Source organism: Pseudomonas sp. DY-1, from assembly GCF_003626975.1.
Lineage (GTDB): Bacteria > Pseudomonadota > Gammaproteobacteria > Pseudomonadales > Pseudomonadaceae > Metapseudomonas.
Genome location: NZ_CP032616.1, coordinates 5,054,493 through 5,072,768 on the forward strand (window position 1 = coordinate 5,054,493; position 18,276 = coordinate 5,072,768).

The following is an 18,276-nucleotide window of genomic DNA, read 5'->3' on the forward strand; positions in this document are numbered from 1 at the left end:
ACACGGATGTCACCCATCTTCATCGCGCAAGCGACCCCTGCAGGCCAGCCAGGCCACCTTCTTCCAGACTCATTTCGCAGTGATTCCCCCGGCAGTCGCCAGGGGTTGTCCACGGTCTCAAGAAGCCGGCAGCGCTGCCGATGCAGGACGTACTTCCCTGCGTTATCACCTCCCCGAGCCCCGACATGTTCAACTCCCGTTTGAAACAGGAACTGCTCAGCCTGCGCGAAGAGCTGTCTTCCATCCAGCAGGTCCGCGACAGCCTCGATGAAGAAATGCTTGCGCTCTACCTCGACGCGCGCGGCCGCATCGAGTCGGTCAACGCCAACTTCGAGCAGGAGATGCTTTACCGCGCCGACCAATTGCTCGGCAAGAGCTTGCTGGAGCTGATCCCTGAACATGTGCGCGGCCTGGACTTTCACCTGAAGGTGAAGACCGCGCTGGACCGTGGCGAGCACCTGGCAGGGGTGGTGCGCCTGCTGCGTGGCGACGGCGAAGAGGCTTGGCTGCGCTGCATCCTGCAGCCGCTGCGCGACAGTACCGGGAAGCTGCAGCGTTTTTCCCTTTACGCCAGCAACCTGACCCGCACTATCGAGACGTCCCGCGAGCATGAGAACCTGATCAACGCCCTGCAGCGTTCGACTGCGGTGATCGAGTTCAACCTACAAGGCGAAGTGCTGACCGCCAATGACCGCTTCCTCGACGGCATGGGCTACAACCTGGAGCAGATTCGCGGCAAGCATCACCGCATGTTTTGCGAGCCGGCGGAATACAACTCCCCGCAGTACCACGCCTTCTGGGACAAGTTGCGTCGTGGCGAATTCGTTGCCGACCGCTTCAAACGCATCGACAAGCATGGCCGCACCGTCTGGCTGGAGGCTTCCTACAACCCGATCATCGATGCCCACGACCGCCTCTACAAAGTGGTCAAGTTCGCCACCGTGATCACCGACCAGGTGAACCGCGAGGCCGCAGTGGCCGAGGCTGCCAGCATCGCCTTCGAAACCTCCAAGGGCACCGACGACAGCGCCCAGCGAGGCGCTGCCGTGGTGCAGCAGACGGTGGAGGTGATGCGCGAGCTGGCTACCCGCATGCAGGAAGCCGTACAGGGCATCGAGGCGCTGGACCAGCAGTCGCAGGTCATCGGCGCCATCGTCAAGAGCATCAGCGGGATCGCCGACCAGACCAACCTGCTGGCCCTCAACGCGGCGATCGAAGCGGCCCGTGCGGGTGAACAGGGGCGCGGTTTCGCGGTGGTTGCCGACGAGGTCCGCCAACTGGCCTCGCGTACCAGTTCGGCAACGGTGGAAATTTCCAAGGTGGTGGAACAGAACCAGCAACTGGCCGAGCGCGCCGTCGCCATGATCGACCGTGGGCGCGAGCAGGCCGAACTTGGCCTGCAACTGTCCGGACAGGCCGGCAACGCCATCGTTGAAATCCAGGACGGCGCGCAACGCGTCGTCAGCGCCATCGGGCAGTTCTCCAGCCACCTCTCGCGCTGATCCCTTGGCCCCGTAGGGTGGAAATCGCTTTTCATTTTCACCTTTGGCGTCCGGCCCGCAGCGTGGTGGTGGAGGGAAAAGCACCATCCACCCTTTTACGCACTCGGATTGCCAGGATGAAATCGGACTTTCTGCAGGAGCGAAGGGGACGCCGAGTTCTTGCTTGCGAATGATTGTGCTCGGGCTGTTCGCGAGCAAGCTCGCTCCTACCAACCGGTGCCGCTTCCCAGCAGCCTCCGTCCAGCCCATGCACTCCCGGCATCGAAAATATAGGAACAAGGCATTTGTTCCCGCCCTGAGGGCTGGTTTTAAATGCAGGCTCTTATTCCTCAAAGTCCTTTTAAATTAATTAAATATATTTAATGGGAATAAGAATATGACCTTGCAGCCTCCGGGGGAGCCTATGAACAGAGCCGCCGCACCACCTGTCCCGCGCATGATCGGGCGCCGCTGTCGCTGACCGCTTGCCGCGTCATCAGCGCGGGTATCCCGAAATCACTCGATTCATCTCAACGTCGCGCCGACTGCGCGATGCGGCCCCGTTCTGCCCGGGCCTTGGTACAGGAAGCACGCACATGCCATACCGCTCTCTCTCTCGCATTGCCAGGCCATTGGCCCTGCACCGCCTGACGACTCCCGAATACGCCCTGACCCTGTTGCTCGCCCTCGGCGGCCTGGTTACGCCCGCCCATGCCGAAGATTCCGCCGCCAAGCCCGGCGCCAAGGAAGATACGGCGCTGGAGAAAGTCACGGTCACCGCTCGCCGTCGCGAGGAGGACGTGCAAGAGGTGCCGACGCCCATCACGACCCTCAGCGGCGACAATCTCGAGGCGCAGAAGGTCTACAAGGTTCAGGACCTGCAGCAGGTACTGCCCAGCGTCAACGTCGCCTACATCCATGCGCGCCAGTCCAGCGTGGCGGTGCGCGGCATCGGCAATAACCCCGCGAGCGATGGCCTGGAGGGTAGCGCCGGCATCTACCTGGACAACATCTACCTGGGGCGGCCGGGCATGGCCGTGTTCGACCTGCTCGACGTGGAGCAGCTGGAACTGTTGCGGGGACCGCAGGGCACCCTGTTCGGCAAGAACACCACGGCGGGCGTGATCAACATCAGCACCCGCAAGCCCACCTTTACCCCCGAGCGCAGCCTGCAGCTGTCCGGCGGCGAGCGCGGCTACTTCCAGGGCAGGGGCTCGGTATCCGGCGCGCTGACCGAGTCAGTCGCTGGGCGTCTGTCGTTCTATCGCACTCGTGAGGACGGCTATATCGACAACCAGCATGACGGCCGCACCTTCGTAGGCGGCGAGCGGGAAGGCGCACGCGGGCAGTTGCTGTTCGAACCGAACGAAGACTTCAGCCTGCGCTGGATCACCGATTACAACCAGGAGGATTCCACCAACGGTGTCTGGGCGCTGTATGGCGTGTCGGACCGCTTCCGCCAGCGTGCCGCGCTGATCGGCGCCAACCCGCAGCTCGATGTGAAGAAGCGCGAGGTGAACATCGACTCGGTGCAGTCAGTGAATGTCTGGCAGGGCGGATCGTCGCTCGAGGCCAACTGGAACCTGGACAGCGGCTACACCTTCACCTCCATCAGCGGTTACCGCTACTGGCACTTCGTCCCGCACAACGATGCCGACCTCACCGATGTCTCGGCGATCGTCGACAGCGGGGTCGAAGTCCACGACCGGCAGTTCTCCCAGGAATTCCGACTGGCCTCGCCCACCGGTGGTGCTTTCGACTATGTGGTGGGTGCCTACCTGTTCAACCAGAACCTCGGCAACAACACGCGCACCCAGTACGGTCCCTTCGCCGATCTTTACCTCACCGGGGCAAACCGCAACCTCTTCAACAACGTTTCCACCCAAACCAACGGCAAGATAGAAACCGACAGCTTCGCGCTGTTCGGCCAGGGTAACTTGCATATCACCGACCGCCTGGACTTCACCTTCGGCCTGCGTGGCACCTACGAGGAGAAGCAGGCGCGGCTGCACCGCTTCGCCCCGGTGGGCGGCGCCAATCTGACCGGGCCGCTGGCGGCTGCACGGCAAGCGCAATTGGGCGCACTGGATACCGGCGACTTCGGCCTGCACAACGCCGCACCGTCCGGGCTGCTCAGCCTCAGCTACAAGGTCAGCGACGGACTGCTCGGCTACGCCAGCCTGGCCCACGGCGAGAAGTCCGGTGGGGTCAACCTGGTGGCGCCTGTGGCGGGGCTGGGAAGCGATTCGCTGATCGTCGGCCCCGAGCGTGCCAACGACGCCGAGCTGGGATTCAAGAGCACCCTCGACGACGGCCGCCTGCTGTTCAACGCGAACATCTTCTGGACCGGTATCCACGGCTACCAGGCCACCACCCTGACCACCACCGCGGCCTCGCTGACGCCCGTATCGGTGCTGGCCAACGCCGGTAGCGTGCGTTCCCGTGGCGTGGAGTTCGAATCCAGTTGGCGCCCGCTGCGCGGGCTGACCCTGAACGCCAACGGCTCGTTCAACGACGTCACCTACCTGAGCTTCAAGGACGCGCCGTGCCCGGGCGAGATCAACACCGTGACCCCCACTGCCAAATGCGACCTCACCGGCGAGCGGGTGGTGGGCGCTTCGCGCTGGATCGGCAACGTCAACGGTGAGTACACCTGGCAGACCGGCAATGGCCTGCGCCCCTACGTCAATGCCAGCTACTCCTACCGTTCCGAAGCCGAAGGCACCCTGGACAACTCCGAGCTTTCCAAGATCGACGGCTACGGCCTGGCCAACTTCGCCGCCGGCATCCGCGCCGATCTCGGTGACGGCCTGCTGGACACCTCGCTCTGGGTGCGCAACGCCTTCGACAAGGACTACTACCTGACCGCCTTCGCCTTCAGCAACGGCGCCTACACCGCTTCCGTGGGCCAGCCGCGCACTGCCGGCGTGTCCCTGCGTTACGACTTCTGACCCGCGACCAAGGAGAACCCCATGAGCACTGTCGTCACCGCCTTGCGCCAGCCCCTCGACGGGCTGCGCATCGAACCCCTCGCCGCACCCCTGGGCGCCGAGGTTCGTGGCCTGGATGGCCGCCGCGACCTGACCTCGGCACAGATCCTCGCCCTCAAGCAGGCCCTGCGCGACCATCACATCCTGATCTTCAAGGGCCAGGAACTGGACGATGCGCAGTACCTGCGTTTCACCTCCTGGTTCGGCTCGGTGTTCCAGCCCCATCCGGATTACCTGGTGCTGTCTTCGGGCACCGACGGCAAGGCGCCGGACATCGTCAAAGTGGCCAACACCGAAGATGGCGAACTGAGCAACATCGCTCTGCCGGCCCACAGCGATCACCACTGGACGCCGACCCCCTCGGCCGGCTCCCTGCTCTACGCGCTGGAGGTCCCGGAGGAGGGCGGCGAAACCACCTGGACCAACCTGGCCCTGGCCTACAGCGCGCTGGACGAAGACACCCGCCGCGAGATCGATGGCCTCAAACTGATCAACTACAACCCCTTCGTGCGCCTGCGTGACGGTTACAACGTCGGCATCACCTACCGCACGCCGGACATCGAACCCATCCAGGGCACCGAGCACCCGCTGGTACGTACCCATCCGGAGAGCGGCAAGCGCCTGCTCTACCTCGGCGTGCACACAGAAGTGGAAATCCCCGGCTACGCCGCGGACAAAGGCGTCGAACTCATCGGCCGCCTGCGCGAGCACCTCAAGGACCCGCGCTTCTCCTACACCCACCGCTGGGAAGTGGGCGACATCGTGTACTGGGACAATCAGGCTACGCTGCACGCCCGCAACGGCTTCCCGGCAACCCAGCGGCGCCGCCTGAAACGCATCAGCCTGGCCGGCAGCCGGCCCTTCTGAGGATAAAACGACCATGACCACATTGTTCATCGCCCCCGGTGCCTGCTCGCTGGCCTCCCACATCGCCGTGCACGAACTGGGGTTGCCTATCCAGATCGAAAAGGTCGCCTTGCGCACACCGGATTCGCCCATCCACGCCATCAACCCACTGGGCCGCGTGCCCGCCCTGCAACTGGACGACGGCACGGTGCTGACCGAGAACAGCGCCATCCTGCCTTTCCTTGCCGACCAGGTTCCCGGTACTCCGCTGTTCGCTCCGGCCGGCAGCGCCGAGCGCGGGCAGATCCAGGGCTGGCTCGGCTACCTTGCCGCGGAGGTTCACACTGCCTCATTCCGCCCGCTGAACCGCCCGGAGCGTTACTCCGCCGACGAATCCGCGCATACCGGTATCCGTGAACAGGCGCGTATTCAGTTGTTCAAGGCGTTCGAGCACATCGAGCGGCACCTGGAGGGGCGCCAGTGGCTGGTGGGTGAGCGCTTCACCCTGGCGGACATTTATCTCGGCGTCTTCGCCACCTGGTTGACCCGCCTGGGTGCGCCGTTCGATGGCCTGGACAACGTCACCCGTCTGCGCCAGAAGTGGCTCGAACGTCCGGCAGTGCAAGAGGCGCTGCGTGACGAGGGACTGCTCAAGTAACCTGACCGGCCCGGCGCGCGAGCCGGGCACCTTGGCATCCACAGCAACGGGACTGGCAGGCAAGGCGATCGCCACACCTGCCAGAGGCTGAGAGAATCCTCCGGGTCGAATTCAGCGTCTTGTGCCGGGTGGATGCCCAAGGAGGAGTGCATGGTCGCGCTGACATTGCGCCTTGCCATCCTCAGTGCGCTGCCCTACGTGCTGGTGTTCCTGGTCGACGCCATGCCCGGTCTCGCGCCCGCCTGGGACTTTGCCAACGCTGCAGGCCTGTTCGGTGGCGTGATCCTCCTCCTCTTGTTCGTCTACTGCGGCCGGCCGATGTCGCGGCCGTACTTCGACGGGAAGTTCTTCATGGTCCTGCATCGTGACCTGGGCTACGCGGTGCTGATCCTGTTGGCGCTGCACGTTGGCCTGCTGCTAGTGGACGAGCCGCTGGTGGTGGATTACCTGCTGCCTTCGGCTTCCCTGCCCATGCTGGCCGGCACGCTCGCTGCCTTGCTGCTGCTGATTCTCGTGCCCATCAGTCTCCCCGCCGTGCGCCAGCGCCTGTGGCGTCATCACCTGCGTTTTCGCCGTTGGCACTACGGGATCAGTTCCGTGCTGCTGGTGCTACTGGCGGTGCACGTGATCGGGACCGGGTTCTACACCGGTGCGTGCTGGAAGGCCGTGCTCTGGGGCGTCATCACCAGCTGCGCACTGATCTGGCCCCTGCTGCCGCGTAGCCCCCTGGCGCCAGCCGAGGGGCACAGGCGTCGTAACACGGGGGGACTCGCCAGCCGGCTCTGCGCGGGCCTGTTGGTGTTCGTCCTGTGCCTGGCCGGGGGCTACGCCCTGCTGACCAACAGCGATCTGCCGCTATGAAGTGGCTCTACCTGTTGGTCTGCCTCGGACTGCTGGCGCTGCTGGGCTACGGCCTTGCGCAGGGGCACGCCGAGTTGGTGCGACAGCGTCCTTTGCTGCCGCTGAACTTCGATCACGGCGTACATGGCCAGGTGAATTGCCTGAACTGCCATCACGACTACGCTGACCGCTCCCCGGCCCCGCCTTCCGGTGACCGCACTTGCCTGTTCTGCCACAAGAGGTCTCAGGAGCTGGCCGTGCGCATTGAGCAGGACTTCCACCAACTCTGCCGGGGCTGCCACCTGGAACGGGTGCAGGCCATCGAGGCCGCCGGCCCGGTGCGGGCCTGTCAGCAATGCCATGCGCCCGCGATTCTTCCGTAGGAGCGAGCTTGCTCGCGAACTATCGTGCTCGGAGTTCTCGCGAGCAAGAACTCGGCGTCTCCCTCGCTTCTACACGTTTCTTAAAATTAATGAAATTTGCTCACAAGCACATGCAATTTTCTTGGGATTATCACAGCAGTCAGCCAGCCCTACAGTGAACGCAACTCAAACAGAAAGCCCGCGCGGTGCGGGTTCCACACAGGAGAGTTGCTATGCGTACCTGGTTCATTACTGGAGCTTCCCGTGGTCTTGGCGCCCTCATCGCTGCAAAAGCGCTGGAGGTAGGCGATGCGGTGATCGCCACCGCCCGTAAACCCGAAGACGTGATTGCCCGCCTGGGCGAACATCCCAACCTGCTGGCCGTGCGCCTCGATGTAACCCGCGAAAGCGAGGCCCATGAGGCGGTCGCCGAAGGTATCAAGCGCTTCGGCCGCATCGACATCCTGCTGAACAACGCCGGCTACGGCATTCTCGGTGCGGTAGAGGAAACCAGTGCCGCCGAAGTCGAGCGCATCTACGCCACCAACGTGTTCGGCCTGCTCAACGTCACCCGTGCCGTGTTGCCGCACATGCGTCGCCAGCGTTCCGGCCACGTCGTCAACATTTCCTCGCTGGGCGGCTACCACGCCTACTACGGCTGGGGTGTCTATGGCTCCACCAAGTTCGCCGTGGAAGGTCTCAGTGAAGCGCTGCACCAGGAGCTGGCGCCGCTGGGCGTGAACGTCACTGTGGTCGAACCGGGCTTCTTCCGCACCGACTTCCTCGATGACCAGTCGCTGGTGAAGACCGCCCTGGAGCTGCCCGACTACGACGAAACGGTGGGCGCCATGCGCCGCTTCGCCGAAGGCGCCAACCACGCCCAGCCGGGTGACCCGAGCAAGTTCGCCGGCGCCATGCTGGAGCTGGTGAACGCCGCCAACCCGCCGCAGCGCCTGGCCCTGGGCAGCGACGCCGTCGCTCGCATCGCCGCCAAGCACAGTCTGGTTGATGGCGAAGTGGCTGAATGGAAAGTGCTGTCGATGTCCACCGACTTCGGGGACTGATCCACCCGTCCAGCCTGGAGGACAACCTGATGAAAGCAACCCTGATCGCCTTGGCCGGTGGCCTGTTGTCCACACAGATAGTGGTCGCTGCTGAGCTGGGCCCGACGTCGACCCTGAACGCTGCGGACAAGGGCGGGAAGTATCACTACGGAATGGACCTGGACATCGCCCAGGTGTTGTCCCACAGCGAGATTCCCAACGTCTGCAAGGTGGTGCCGGCGGAAATGACCTACGTGGACTCCGAAGGAGAGCACCACACCCTGCAATACAAGGTCATGGGGACGGGTTGTCACGGGTGAAGCCCAGACGCGCCACACGATGAAAAAAGCCCCTGGAGATCGCCTGGTCTCCAGGGGCTTTGCACATGCTGCCGACGAGTAACGGTCCGTAGGATGGGTAGAGCCTGCGATACCCATCGACCATGATGCGCATGGGTTTCGTTCCTCAACCCGTCCTACCCGCCACGCAGGTCTTTTCTGCCGTCTTGACGCGTTATTCATGGTCAAACGGCCCGTCTAGGCGGATGCTCGTGGCATGAGCTTTTTTCCAACAACGCGCGGTCCCAGCGGCGCGAGTTCAAGGACCTTACGCCATGTCGGTAATCGAACCCCTGCTGCTGAGCACCGTGCGCATTTGCACCCTGGCCGGTACGCGCGTGCTGACCAATGCCAGCGGATTCTTCTTTGCGCGTGACGAGCGCCTGTTCCTGGTCACCAGTCGGCACGTGGTGCTGGATGCTCCGAGCCGGCATTTCCCCGATCGACTCGAAATCGAACTGCACACGGATCTTCACAACATGGCCCAATCCTGCGGCTTCTCCGTGCCCTTGTATCGCGACCGGGAAAGCCTGTGGCGACAGGGGCGGGATACGGCAGGTGGCGTCGATGTGGCGCTGATCGAGATCGAGCGCTCGGCGTTGCCGGCTGCCACGGTCTACCACGCATTCACGCCGAGGCACCTGCAACTGCCCGGCGAGCCCATCGAAGTCGGCACCGCGCTATTGGTTGTGGGTTTTCCCCTGGGCTTTCACGACAGCCTTCATCACATGCCGGTGGTACGGCATGCCATTGTCGCGTCGTCGTTCGGCCTGCGCTTCCAGGGACAGGGCTATTTCCTCACCGATGCACGCACCCATCGTGGCACCAGTGGCGCGCCGGTGGTGATGCGCGCGCCGGAAGAGTGCCAGGATCTTGGGGCACTGCCCTGGATGTTGCTCGGCGTCCACTCGGCACGCCTGGACCTTGGCAGCCGCGACCTCGTGCAGGACGAAGCGCTTGGGCTCAATTGCACCTGGTATGCCGACATCCTCATGACCCTGAGCGAGACCTGAAGAAAACGTTGCCAGGTGTCCATGCTGCTGGCCTAAAAAAGCCCGCACGGGGCGGGCTGTGGCAACGTGGCCTCGGCAGCTATGAGTCAGCCATGAGGTCCACAATGGTTTCGCTGATGAAATCGGCGTTGGCCTCCAGGGTCGCCAGGCGATGGCAGATCTGCTCAGAGGCGTCCGGTGAGCCGCATTGGTCGATCCAGATCGCCAGTTCGACAAGGGCCGCACCCAGCATGATCTGATTCATGTGGATGCGATGGAGCACGAGCGGCAGCGCATCACGCTTGGCCATGGAAACCTCGGGGTGAGACTCATCGTGGACGCCGTTGCAGGTCAGCACTCGCGCGAACTGAACACTGGCGCGCCGTGAGTATCGAATCCCAGGACCTTGTCCAGCGCACGTTCCGCTGCGCTGATCGCTTCTGAAAGTCGAGAAAAGCTGGTGCCGTCATAAACCTGGTGAAAGCGTACTTCCGTGCCGCTGTTGCGCGTTTTGAATGCGACGAATGCCAGCGCATGGTCACCATTCATCTGGGCCTGGCTCCATGCAACGTGCTCGGGGAAGTCTCGTTTCATGGTGGCCTCGGTCTGTGTATGCCAATGCTCGGATTTCCACTATCTACCCACAGACCGGCAATTGCTTGGCTTTATTGGTAAACCGGACCAAGGGTCCTGCACGGCCAGCCGGCAGGCCCTTTCGCCAGGAAGGCGGCCAGATCTCCGGTGGGGCAGATCCGTCATAAAAATCCAAGGTTCGTGATCAGGAGTTATTGGCGTCGATGGTACTTGGGTGTTGGGTTTAATACTTGTGTATAGGTTGAGCATATTTATTGATTAATGGATTTAATCCTCCGCACAAATGAAGCTCTGCGGCCCTGGCGATATATTCGGCATCAAGGGTTCGGAGGGCTTCATCATGAGGCACTTCACAGATGAATTAGCGGACAGTTTTTCGGCGATTCGCCCAGCACTGTTTGCCTGCTTGACCCTGCTAACTACCCGCATCGTCCGTCAGCTGAATGCTCTGATACCAGAGCGGAAGCCTTTCGCCAAAGCGCGCGGCCGGGGACAGTTGACAGGCCCTTCAGCGGGTTCGTTGTTCAGGCTGGAAGATATCAAGCAAGGCGCAAGCAGCTTGCCTGTCGGTTCGCATTTGATTAGCCCGCGCACGCTTTATGCGCATCACGGAATTTATCTTGGTGGCGGTAATGTCGTTCACTACTCCGGATTCGCTAGTTCGATAAAACCCGGCCCCGTTGAAGTGACCGATCTTGAGTGCTTCGCCAATGGACATGATGTCTGGATAGTTCAAGAACAATGCCGATATTCCAGCGATGAAATCGCAAGTCGGGCGCGCTCAAGAGTGGGTGAGAATCAGTACAGGTTGCTTTCGAATAACTGCGAGCATTTTTGCAACTGGTGCATTAGCGGAGAAAGCTACAGCTCTCAAATTAATGCCTGTCTCCAATTCCCGCGCCACGTATTCTCTTTGATCTCGGCGTCTCAACCTTCCTTCATTTGAACCTGGGTAATGGTTTGTGCGGTAGAAAGCACTTGTGGTCTGGAGGAAGGGCGCGGCGCGAGCGACGCGCTTCCATATTCCTCAGTGCATTTGCAGATCGAGGCGTGCGTCAGCTACGACGGGCCAGCACGAACCCGAACAGGAAGGCTGCGGCGGCGCTGGCGCCTATCACTTTCCAGGGTTGCTCGTGGACATAGTCATTGGTGGCGGCAGCGCTCTTGCGGCTTTGCTGAGCGAGCTTGTCACCCAGTTGCTCCATCGACGCCCTCGCCGCTGATATCCGTTCGCTGAGCATGGCCTGGGCTTGTGTCAGCTCCTCCGCGCTAAGCGAGGTAGTGTCCTTCATCAGGTCTTCGACATCTGCCAGAAAGCTGTGAAACTCCTGGCTGGAGCTGTTGCTGTTCGATCTGAGACCGTTCGATTTGGTAGGCATGAGGTGACTCCATTGATGGGTTGATGTGGTGCTGGCGGGCCTCGAGTCTTTCGCTCGAAGGCGTCCGAAGTAGTTGACTGTTCACATTGACCCCATCTTCTCGGCCCGTCGGTTCGCTGTGCCGCTTAGCCGAGCAGCTTGCTGTAGGAGTCTGTCGTTGCGCAGTAACATTCGCAGGCCGCTGCTTCGAGCCCTGCGCGATCGAGGATGGTGATTTCGCCGCGGGTATAGCGGATGAGGTGTTGTTCCTGCAGCGCCCCTGCGGCCACCGTGATGCCACTCCGACGCACGCCGAGCATGTCAGCGAGAAACTCATGGGTGAGGTGGAAATGGTCGCCCTGCGCCCGGTCGTGGGTCATCAGCAGCCAGCGCGCCAACCGTGGCTGGATCTCATGGAAATGGATGCAGGCGGCCGATTGCGACAGTTGCGTCATCGATATGTAGAGGTAGCGATTCAAGCTGCGTTGCAGGTCGGGGCATTCGTGCAACTCGTGCAGAAGGTGGGCGGATGAAATGCGCAGGGCGTTTCCGGCACCTTGCACAACTGCGCGGATTGGCGCCTTGCGTACCCCCAGTATCAATGTGACGCCCAGCATGCCTTCGCTGCCGATCAGGCCCATTTCCAGCGGCCTATGGGAATCCAGATGGGTCACCAGCGAAATGAAACCGGTAATCGGGAAGTAGGCATGCCTGTATATCCGACCTGTTTCGCAAAGAAGGCTGCCAAAGACCAACTCTACCGATTCGCAGTGATTGAGAATCCTGTTGCGCTCTTTGCTCGGGATGCCATTGAGAAGTTGGTTGGTCACTATGGTCGCCTCCCTTTGCCCTGTCGCACGCGCGGGTCCTGGACGGTGCGATAGGGCGGCTAGGTCATGCTGCACTCTTGCGCCCAGTGGTCGCGGCGGTCTGTTCGTTAGGACACGCAAGCGGGATGGATTGCGGTCGAGGGCGCGAGGGCCATGGGGAAGTGTTGCGCCCGGCCTGTTTGCGGTGAAGCTGCTGGCCTTGAGTGCGATACCGTACAGACCGTCCTTCCGGCGCGGATGCAACCTGCAACAAGGCAGGTATTTGCCATGACGCAGCGGAGAATGGACATGTTCGAATTCGTCGTAATCGGATTGTTGGCCCTGTGGGCGTTGGGACTGCTTACGTCCTTCTACATGGGGGGACTCATCCACATCCTGCTGTTTCTGTCGATCGCGCTGGTCATGTTCCGGTCCAGGCTGGGACGGCGAGAGTGAGCCCAAGACGTCCTGGCAATCACAAAGCCCCCGCCGCGAGGGGCATACCGTTCACTCCCATCCCGTCCTTCCGTAGAAGCGGCTGATCTGCATTTGCCAGCGCTGGTCAGCCATGTCAGGCCAATGGCTCTTGTCGAATCCGGGGGCACCTTTCAACTGGTGCCGATCAACATCGAGCATGAAGCGCTTGTGCTCGGTATCCCGGGTCAACGCTCTCCAGGGCACCGCGAAGAGTTTTTCACCCAGGCCGAGGAACGACTTGAAGGACAGCACTGCATAGATGATGCGGCCGCTGCGCATATCCAGCATGAGTTCCTTGATTACTCCGAGGTCATCTCCCGCGAGGTTGTAGACATCGTTGCCGATGAGCGTGTCTGCGCCCATCAGGTTAGGTCCAGGCCCGGTTCGAGAGGCGTGGCCGGCTTCGTTGTCTTCGTTGCCGGCGTTCTTTCCCTGATGGTTCATGAGTACCTCCAATTGCAGAAAGTTTGGCTGGCCCTTTCCCTGTAGAGCCTGCGTACGGGGAACGAAGGCAGCGCCAGGGAAGGGGAGCCAATCATGAAACCGAGTCAAGGCCTCTTGATGTCCTCCTTGATGTCGCCGACCGTCTCCTGGATATCACCGGTGGCATTTTGTGCCTTGCCTTCGTTTTCGAGCCGTTGGTTGCCGATAAGCCTGCCTGTGGTTTCCTTGATCAGGCCCTTCAACTGATCGACCTTTCCTTTGAATTGATCTTTGTTCATGAGCTTGCTCCATGAGCAGCGAGAGCGGTGATGCCTTGTGCCCAGCCCGCGCACGATTGCGATGAGCCGAGTCATGACCTTGTCGGCAAGCCGGTGGGGTGTCTGTGCGTTAGCGCACCCATGCCGTTCAGTCAGTCGGATGGCTGTTGCTCAAACCAGCTTTTGCCAAACCTCAGCGTTGGCCAGCTGATCCTGGCTGGCATGCTTGTGCTCGCCATGTATCGGGCTGAGTTCATAGATTCCGTCCGCTTCGGAGGTTGCCGCATAGCGGACACCTGTGAGCTTGTGCAGGTAGCGCAGCAGCGGCTGGCACTGCGCATCCAAACGCTGAAACAAGGTCGAGTCGTACATTCCATTCATGGCCAGTGCCTGCTGCAGCCGGTGCTGCTCTGCTTTTATTTCATTCTGTGCTGTCTGCACACACCGGTATGTACGCCATCGCACCAGGGCGAAACTTGCAGGGTTATGAGCGCTAGCGCACCGACGCAGGCACGGCCATTGACCATTTTCTCATCCGATATCTCGCCGCATAGCGTGGAGGTTGTGATGAGTTCGTCGATCAATCCAAAGCGCGTTGAGAGCCCTATCGGCCTGAGACGCGAGTCAGCCTGCTCCGGAAGGGTCGCTCTTTCCCTAAGGGTGGAGCCTGCCAAGCAGGTACCGCTGCATGTCGCCAGGGAGCGCGTCGCGCCGCTGCGCCGGAAGTCGCCTCTACTGCTGCTTGTTTCGATGGTTGTCCTGCCATTGGTCGTGAGCGGCGATGTCCTTGCGATGGACGACTCTTCGCCGGGCCTGACCGGGAAGGTACGTACCGAAACGACACTGATGCAGAGCGCCTATGTGCAGTTCGATGATCGCGAAGCCGAGGGCGGCATCAGTGAATCGGGCGCGGGAGGGCCAGGGAACAATCAGGCCCGCGAGCCGACGCGAAGTAATGGGGAGTATCAGGTGATCAGCATCCCGCGTATCTCGTTCTGAGTCAGTTCTGTTCGATGCCGTACAGATGTGGCCGATGGATGGGATCAATCTGGTTCTCGGCAGATTGCTGCTCGCATATCGAGCGCCGGCGAGCAGTCTTCTGATTGTTCGCATCCGAGGATATAGCCATGAGTCTGGGTACCATTCTTTTAATCGTTCTCATCCTGCTGCTGATCGGGGCCTTGCCGAACTGGCCGCACAGCAGAAGCTGGGGATATGGGCCAACCGGTGGGTTGGGCATCGTCTTGATCATCGTCATTGTGCTGCTGCTCACCGGGCGGCTTTGAGTGGCCTGCCGTCGGTTCGGATCAGAGCGAGACTCACCGGGCAAATGGGGCATCAACCCATAAGAGAAGTGCAAGCGCGGGGACTGGATTTTCGGCGATCTCACCTAATTGCTGCCTTGGTTTGGCAGGGGAGAAGCACATGCAACTCACATCGCATCTTTTATCGAACGCCTTTCCTGGTTATGAGGTGTCGCTGGCATCGCGGCCGGATGGCCGGGTACTGATGGTCCTCGCGCGGCCAGGGCAGCAGAGCTCAAGCAAGGTCATCGATGCGGGGGCTCTGTCCATCCGCGCGAAAGCGGCCAAGTTGATCAGGCAGGTCGAACGCGAGCTGAAACTGGAGGAGGGCGCTTTGAGATGGCACTCGCCAGACGATTACTGGATAAGCCTCGAACTTCCCACCTATCACGACCAGCCCTTGCGGAAACTATCCGTCTGGAGCTGGGCGGAACGGCGTAATAGAAAGCACTTCTAGGCTCTGTAGGAAAAGTTCTCGACGACTTTGCGTACGGGCCCTAATGGCCGAACTGCTTTCTTCGGCCAGGGCAGCGCAGTTTCCTGACGATTGAAATTGCCGCTCGCGGCTTGTGCCTTGGGGCTGAGCCCGCCTCGCACGCGGCGCGTGACACAGCGTTTCCAGGGGGATAAGCGCGGTGGCGCACCGACGGGAGCACTGCCCCACTGCCAGAGTACAGGCCCCACTACCGACCTCAGAGGTCAACATGAGCAAGCACAGCAAATCTATCCCGAACAGTGGCGCGGCACCGGCCAGCAAGGCGGCCAGGAAGCCTGGCCCGACCATCGGCTCACCCACTTCCATCAAGCCTGAACGCATGTCTGATCCCAAGACTGTGCCTCGCGAAGAGACCAGAAGGACCAAGCCCCAGGATGCAGACAAGGCACCTGCCAAGGCCTCCGCGAAAGAACCACCACGCGCAGCCAAGGGAGATGACGACCTCATGAGCGAGGAGCCCAGAAACTCATGAGCCTATCTGGCACGGTTGGCCTGCCGGGTGTAGGACGGACGCTACGCCATCAGCCGCCGAAAGGCGGAAAAGCAGGTAAAGCACTTCCTTGAGAAATGCAGGCACTGAGCCACACAAGATCCCCTGATGCACCGCCTCGCGGCTCATCAGGCGGCCCAAACCAGCGGCCCAGTCGTGCACGGGTTCCGGTTCGGATCTCTCTCCTTCCCGAATGGTGAAACCAGATGCACACACAATCCCGAAAGCAACTCCTTGCCGCCTGCATCGCGCTGGCGCTGGGGACGACGGGCGGCATGGCCGCCGCAGAATCACAGACCTTTACCGATAACCGCCAGGAAACCCAGATTTGGACGACCTATGCGTTGAACCCCCATCTGCGGGCCAATGATCTGAAAGTGTCGGTCCTGAATGGCAAAGCCACACTCACCGGAAACGTCGCGGAAGAGGTCAATAAGGATCTTGCCAAGGAGATCGCACTGGGCGTCAGCGGAATCGACTCGGTGGATAACCAGATCGTGGTCAAGCCCGACTACGTTCCGCCGAAGGCGGGCAAGGATCGGAGCTATGGGGTCATGGTCGATGACGCCACGATTACCGCTTCGGTCAAGTCGAAGCTGCTCTGGAGCAAACAGGCTGATGGCATGACGACTCAGGTCAAAACCCAGTCAGGTAAGGTAACGCTGACTGGCAACGCCGATAGCCAGGCAGACAAGGATCTTGCCGGCCGCCTCGCCATGAACACCGATGGCGTGATGCTGGTGGACAACCAGCTTGTGGTCGACGCCTCGAAGCCAGCGCCGGTCGACAGTGCCAAGAGCACTGCGAAGGAAACAGGTGGGGATATTGCCGATAGCTGGATCACGACCAAGGTGAAGTCCACCTTGATGTATTCCAGCAACGTCAACGGGTCCGACATCTCCGTGAGCACGAACAGCGGCATCGTTACGCTGAGTGGCCTCGTCGACAACGATGCCGAGCGTGACCGGGCGATCGAGCTGGCGCAGAACGTCCGAGGCGTGAAGAGCGTTCGTTCAACGGAACTTCGCTACTGACGTCGGGGGCTCAGCCCTCTGAGTCGCCATGCTCGAACAGTCACGCGCCGTGATCAGTAAGCCTCGACTCGTGATGGGGCTGGTTGGGTGAGGTGAGTAGAACCCCCACTATTCACCTCCGGCCAGCAACTACTTGCCCAGGGGCTGCCGCCAGCCGTTTTCACCCTGGCAACAGCTGCCGGCGGCGTGCTCACAAGAAGAGAATGGTGCATCGAAAGCCTTATGTCCGATAGCGCACACAACGGCGGTCCCGTTGACCTATCGTTACAGGATAAAGGGCCTTTTTCAGGTGCTTGGCTCGATGGTGGCGCCCATGTCGGATACACCTTCACCTTTGCAGAACCACTTGCTCGCGACCTTGCCGGTAGAGGTTCAGAAGCGCTTGATCCCACAGATGCAACTGGTATCGCTGCCACTTGGCAAAGTGCTGTATGAGTCGGGGGATACGTTGCGTCATGTCTTTTTCCCCACCGACTCGATCGTGTCCCTGCTGTATGTGATGGAGAACGGCTCCTCGGCGGAGATCTCGGTCGTCGGCAACGAGGGGATGATAGGCCTGGCGGTGTTCATGGGGGGGGAAAGCACCCCGAGCCGGGCCATCGTGCAGAGCGCCGGTCACGCCTATCGGTTGCGGGGGAATGAGTTGAAAACCGAGGTCAATCGGCATGGGGAGTTACTGCTTCTGATGCTGCGCTATACCCAGGCCCTGATTACCCAAATGGCACAGACCGCAGTCTGCAATCGCCACCATTCAATCGACCAGCAACTGTGTCGATGGTTGCTGCTGTCGTTGGATCGCCTGCCGAGTAACCATCTGACGATGACCCAGGAACTCATCGCCAACATGCTCGGTGTGCGTCGCGAAGGGGTGACGGACGCTGCCGGCAAACTGCAGAAGCTTGGCGTGATCGCGTACAGCCGCGGGCACATCACGGTGCTTGACCGGGCCAAGCTCGAGGCGCTGAGCTGCGAGTGCTATGCCGTGGTCAAGAAAGAGACCGACCGACTGCTGCCCTGCAAAACTCCCACCCGACACGATACTTCCCTTTGACGGACTCAAGTCATGCCCTGCGCATTGCGCGCTGAATTGCGCAGGGGCGCGTTCGGGCTGCGGACAGTTCATGGGCCACAAGTATTTTTCCTTTGGTGCGTTGCCATACAGACGAGCCTTTCGCTCCGGATGCAACCTGTGAGCAGGCAGTTGCTTCGCGCTGCAAAAGGAGAACAGAAATGCTCCAGACACTTGTGGTCGTGTTGCTGGTCTTGTGGGTGTTGGGACTGATCACGTCCTACTCCATGGGTGGGTTTATCCATATTCTCCTGGTAGCGGCGATTGTGCTGTTCCTGCTCCAGTTCATTCAGGGACGTCGTTCGTAAGCGTGGAGTAGGAGGCCCAGCAAACCTCTTGCCACTCAGCGTATGCAGTTCGGCTGCCAGGGCCTCTTTCGGGGCCACCCCTCCTG

General features: G+C 61.2%; 23 protein-coding genes and 2 pseudogenes. 18 read left to right on the forward strand and 7 right to left on the reverse strand.

The genetic code is table 11. The annotated features are described in order from the left end of the window. Positions 1-275: 275 nt before the first annotated feature. The 10 genes and pseudogenes from D6Z43_RS28825 to D6Z43_RS23735 form a co-directional block, all read left to right on the forward strand. A pseudogene (locus D6Z43_RS28825) lies at positions 276-914 on the forward strand (PAS domain-containing protein); the annotation flags it as partial. Positions 915-1,073: 159 nt separating this feature from the next. Beyond that, positions 1,074-1,502, forward strand: a pseudogene (locus D6Z43_RS28830) (methyl-accepting chemotaxis protein); the annotation flags it as partial. Between the two features lie 575 nt (positions 1,503-2,077). Continuing rightward, a complete protein-coding gene (locus D6Z43_RS23700) occupies positions 2,078-4,432 on the forward strand; it encodes a TonB-dependent receptor (RefSeq protein WP_120654460.1) in 2,355 nt (784 codons plus the stop codon). Between the two features lie 21 nt (positions 4,433-4,453). Next, positions 4,454-5,338 (forward strand): TauD/TfdA family dioxygenase, encoded by an 885-nt coding sequence (locus D6Z43_RS23705; protein ID WP_120654461.1) that lies wholly within the window; start codon positions 4,454-4,456, stop codon positions 5,336-5,338. A 13-nt stretch (positions 5,339-5,351) separates the two neighbouring features. Then, the gene (locus D6Z43_RS23710; protein ID WP_120654462.1) at positions 5,352-5,975 is read left to right on the forward strand and encodes a glutathione S-transferase C-terminal domain-containing protein; all 624 of its coding nucleotides are present in this window, start codon (positions 5,352-5,354) and stop codon (positions 5,973-5,975) included. Positions 5,976-6,125: 150 nt separating this feature from the next. Beyond that, the gene (locus D6Z43_RS23715; RefSeq protein WP_120654463.1) at positions 6,126-6,836 is read left to right on the forward strand and encodes a ferric reductase-like transmembrane domain-containing protein; all 711 of its coding nucleotides are present in this window, start codon (positions 6,126-6,128) and stop codon (positions 6,834-6,836) included. Continuing rightward, on the forward strand, positions 6,833-7,198 hold the full coding sequence (locus D6Z43_RS23720) for a cytochrome c3 family protein (protein ID WP_120654464.1): 366 nt from the start codon (positions 6,833-6,835) through the stop codon (positions 7,196-7,198). The genes D6Z43_RS23715 and D6Z43_RS23720 overlap by 4 nt, the downstream gene beginning before the upstream one ends. Positions 7,199-7,410: 212 nt before the next feature. Next, positions 7,411-8,241 carry an oxidoreductase gene (locus D6Z43_RS23725; protein ID WP_120654465.1) on the forward strand — a complete coding sequence of 277 codons (831 nt, stop codon included), beginning with the start codon at positions 7,411-7,413 and terminating at the stop codon, positions 8,239-8,241. Positions 8,242-8,270: 29 nt separating this feature from the next. Next, positions 8,271-8,540, forward strand: coding sequence for a DUF2790 domain-containing protein (locus tag D6Z43_RS23730; RefSeq protein ID WP_120654466.1), 270 nt, complete (start codon positions 8,271-8,273; stop codon positions 8,538-8,540). A 293-nt stretch (positions 8,541-8,833) separates the two neighbouring features. Beyond that, positions 8,834-9,571, forward strand: a complete 738-nt coding sequence (locus tag D6Z43_RS23735) for a serine protease (protein ID WP_120654467.1) — start codon at positions 8,834-8,836, stop codon at positions 9,569-9,571. Positions 9,572-9,650: 79 nt separating this feature from the next. Here the strand turns inward: D6Z43_RS23735 and D6Z43_RS23740 are convergent, their stop codons facing one another. Together D6Z43_RS23740 and D6Z43_RS23745 are read right to left on the reverse strand one after the other, a co-directional pair. Further along, entirely contained in the window at positions 9,651-9,860 is a 210-nt protein-coding gene (locus D6Z43_RS23740) for a hypothetical protein (protein ID WP_120654468.1), read from the reverse strand. 41 nt (positions 9,861-9,901) lie between these two features. Then, positions 9,902-10,144, reverse strand: coding sequence for a hypothetical protein (locus tag D6Z43_RS23745; protein ID WP_120654469.1), 243 nt, complete (start codon positions 10,142-10,144; stop codon positions 9,902-9,904). 340 nt (positions 10,145-10,484) lie between these two features. Between D6Z43_RS23745 and D6Z43_RS23750 the strand changes: the two genes are divergently transcribed. Further along, positions 10,485-11,090, forward strand: coding sequence for a lecithin retinol acyltransferase family protein (locus tag D6Z43_RS23750; RefSeq protein WP_120655346.1), 606 nt, complete (start codon positions 10,485-10,487; stop codon positions 11,088-11,090). A 109-nt stretch (positions 11,091-11,199) separates the two neighbouring features. Here D6Z43_RS23750 and D6Z43_RS23755 read toward each other — a convergent pair whose 3' ends face one another. Together D6Z43_RS23755 and D6Z43_RS23760 are read right to left on the reverse strand one after the other, a co-directional pair. Next, positions 11,200-11,523, reverse strand: coding sequence for a YqjD family protein (locus tag D6Z43_RS23755; protein WP_120654470.1), 324 nt, complete (start codon positions 11,521-11,523; stop codon positions 11,200-11,202). A 125-nt stretch (positions 11,524-11,648) separates the two neighbouring features. Beyond that, positions 11,649-12,332, reverse strand: a complete 684-nt coding sequence (locus D6Z43_RS23760; protein WP_120654471.1) for a Crp/Fnr family transcriptional regulator — start codon at positions 12,330-12,332, stop codon at positions 11,649-11,651. Positions 12,333-12,620: 288 nt separating this feature from the next. Here D6Z43_RS23760 and D6Z43_RS23765 point away from each other — a divergent pair, with 288 nt between their 5' ends. Continuing rightward, a complete protein-coding gene (locus tag D6Z43_RS23765) occupies positions 12,621-12,767 on the forward strand; it encodes a lmo0937 family membrane protein (protein ID WP_120655347.1) in 147 nt (48 codons plus the stop codon). Positions 12,768-12,818: 51 nt separating this feature from the next. On the opposite strand, the gene D6Z43_RS23770 is transcribed toward D6Z43_RS23765, so the two are convergent. The 3 genes from D6Z43_RS23770 to D6Z43_RS23780 all read right to left on the reverse strand — a co-directional run bounded on the left by D6Z43_RS23770 (position 12,819) and on the right by D6Z43_RS23780 (position 13,930). Continuing rightward, positions 12,819-13,232: a PRC-barrel domain-containing protein gene (locus D6Z43_RS23770; protein ID WP_120654472.1), complete on the reverse strand. Its 414-nt coding sequence runs from the start codon at positions 13,230-13,232 to the stop codon at positions 12,819-12,821. A gap of 104 nt (positions 13,233-13,336) precedes the next feature. Then, positions 13,337-13,510 (reverse strand): CsbD family protein, encoded by a 174-nt coding sequence (locus D6Z43_RS23775; RefSeq protein ID WP_120654473.1) that lies wholly within the window; start codon positions 13,508-13,510, stop codon positions 13,337-13,339. 150 nt (positions 13,511-13,660) lie between these two features. Then, a complete protein-coding gene (locus D6Z43_RS23780; protein ID WP_256660912.1) occupies positions 13,661-13,930 on the reverse strand; it encodes a hypothetical protein in 270 nt (89 codons plus the stop codon). 126 nt (positions 13,931-14,056) lie between these two features. Between D6Z43_RS23780 and D6Z43_RS23785 the strand changes: the two genes are divergently transcribed. From D6Z43_RS23785 to D6Z43_RS23810, 6 genes are all read left to right on the forward strand, one after another. Continuing rightward, positions 14,057-14,488, forward strand: coding sequence for a hypothetical protein (locus D6Z43_RS23785; protein WP_120654475.1), 432 nt, complete (start codon positions 14,057-14,059; stop codon positions 14,486-14,488). A 128-nt stretch (positions 14,489-14,616) separates the two neighbouring features. Further along, positions 14,617-14,775 (forward strand): DUF3309 family protein, encoded by a 159-nt coding sequence (locus D6Z43_RS23790; protein WP_120654476.1) that lies wholly within the window; start codon positions 14,617-14,619, stop codon positions 14,773-14,775. A gap of 139 nt (positions 14,776-14,914) precedes the next feature. Beyond that, positions 14,915-15,250 carry a DUF3509 domain-containing protein gene (locus D6Z43_RS23795; protein ID WP_120654477.1) on the forward strand — a complete coding sequence of 112 codons (336 nt, stop codon included), beginning with the start codon at positions 14,915-14,917 and terminating at the stop codon, positions 15,248-15,250. A 735-nt stretch (positions 15,251-15,985) separates the two neighbouring features. Beyond that, a complete protein-coding gene (locus tag D6Z43_RS23800) occupies positions 15,986-16,813 on the forward strand; it encodes a BON domain-containing protein (protein ID WP_120654478.1) in 828 nt (275 codons plus the stop codon). A 313-nt stretch (positions 16,814-17,126) separates the two neighbouring features. Then, positions 17,127-17,864 (forward strand): Crp/Fnr family transcriptional regulator, encoded by a 738-nt coding sequence (locus D6Z43_RS23805; RefSeq protein ID WP_120655348.1) that lies wholly within the window; start codon positions 17,127-17,129, stop codon positions 17,862-17,864. Positions 17,865-18,043: 179 nt separating this feature from the next. Further along, positions 18,044-18,190 carry a lmo0937 family membrane protein gene (locus D6Z43_RS23810; RefSeq protein WP_120654479.1) on the forward strand — a complete coding sequence of 49 codons (147 nt, stop codon included), beginning with the start codon at positions 18,044-18,046 and terminating at the stop codon, positions 18,188-18,190. The last annotated feature ends 86 nt before the right edge of the window (positions 18,191-18,276 follow it).

What these genes read in the sequence shown, in the direction of transcription:
- D6Z43_RS23700 (WP_120654460.1), top strand. Translation starts at nt 2,078, where the DNA reads ATGCCATACCGCTCTCTCTCTCGCATTGCCAGGCCATTGGCCCTGCAC.
- D6Z43_RS23705 (WP_120654461.1), top strand. Translation starts at nt 4,454, where the DNA reads ATGAGCACTGTCGTCACCGCCTTGCGCCAGCCCCTCGACGGGCTGCGC.
- D6Z43_RS23710 (WP_120654462.1), top strand. Translation starts at nt 5,352, where the DNA reads ATGACCACATTGTTCATCGCCCCCGGTGCCTGCTCGCTGGCCTCCCAC.
- D6Z43_RS23715 (WP_120654463.1), top strand. Translation starts at nt 6,126, where the DNA reads ATGGTCGCGCTGACATTGCGCCTTGCCATCCTCAGTGCGCTGCCCTAC.
- D6Z43_RS23720 (WP_120654464.1), top strand. Translation starts at nt 6,833, where the DNA reads ATGAAGTGGCTCTACCTGTTGGTCTGCCTCGGACTGCTGGCGCTGCTG.
- D6Z43_RS23725 (WP_120654465.1), top strand. Translation starts at nt 7,411, where the DNA reads ATGCGTACCTGGTTCATTACTGGAGCTTCCCGTGGTCTTGGCGCCCTC.
- D6Z43_RS23730 (WP_120654466.1), top strand. Translation starts at nt 8,271, where the DNA reads ATGAAAGCAACCCTGATCGCCTTGGCCGGTGGCCTGTTGTCCACACAG.
- D6Z43_RS23735 (WP_120654467.1), top strand. Translation starts at nt 8,834, where the DNA reads ATGTCGGTAATCGAACCCCTGCTGCTGAGCACCGTGCGCATTTGCACC.
- D6Z43_RS23740 (WP_120654468.1), bottom strand. Translation starts at nt 9,860, where the DNA reads ATGGCCAAGCGTGATGCGCTGCCGCTCGTGCTCCATCGCATCCACATG.
- D6Z43_RS23745 (WP_120654469.1), bottom strand. Translation starts at nt 10,144, where the DNA reads ATGAAACGAGACTTCCCCGAGCACGTTGCATGGAGCCAGGCCCAGATG.
- D6Z43_RS23750 (WP_120655346.1), top strand. Translation starts at nt 10,485, where the DNA reads ATGAGGCACTTCACAGATGAATTAGCGGACAGTTTTTCGGCGATTCGC.
- D6Z43_RS23755 (WP_120654470.1), bottom strand. Translation starts at nt 11,523, where the DNA reads ATGCCTACCAAATCGAACGGTCTCAGATCGAACAGCAACAGCTCCAGC.
- D6Z43_RS23765 (WP_120655347.1), top strand. Translation starts at nt 12,621, where the DNA reads ATGTTCGAATTCGTCGTAATCGGATTGTTGGCCCTGTGGGCGTTGGGA.
- D6Z43_RS23770 (WP_120654472.1), bottom strand. Translation starts at nt 13,232, where the DNA reads ATGAACCATCAGGGAAAGAACGCCGGCAACGAAGACAACGAAGCCGGC.
- D6Z43_RS23775 (WP_120654473.1), bottom strand. Translation starts at nt 13,510, where the DNA reads ATGAACAAAGATCAATTCAAAGGAAAGGTCGATCAGTTGAAGGGCCTG.
- D6Z43_RS23785 (WP_120654475.1), top strand. Translation starts at nt 14,057, where the DNA reads ATGAGTTCGTCGATCAATCCAAAGCGCGTTGAGAGCCCTATCGGCCTG.
- D6Z43_RS23790 (WP_120654476.1), top strand. Translation starts at nt 14,617, where the DNA reads ATGAGTCTGGGTACCATTCTTTTAATCGTTCTCATCCTGCTGCTGATC.
- D6Z43_RS23795 (WP_120654477.1), top strand. Translation starts at nt 14,915, where the DNA reads ATGCAACTCACATCGCATCTTTTATCGAACGCCTTTCCTGGTTATGAG.
- D6Z43_RS23800 (WP_120654478.1), top strand. Translation starts at nt 15,986, where the DNA reads ATGCACACACAATCCCGAAAGCAACTCCTTGCCGCCTGCATCGCGCTG.
- D6Z43_RS23805 (WP_120655348.1), top strand. Translation starts at nt 17,127, where the DNA reads ATGTCGGATACACCTTCACCTTTGCAGAACCACTTGCTCGCGACCTTG.
- D6Z43_RS23810 (WP_120654479.1), top strand. Translation starts at nt 18,044, where the DNA reads ATGCTCCAGACACTTGTGGTCGTGTTGCTGGTCTTGTGGGTGTTGGGA.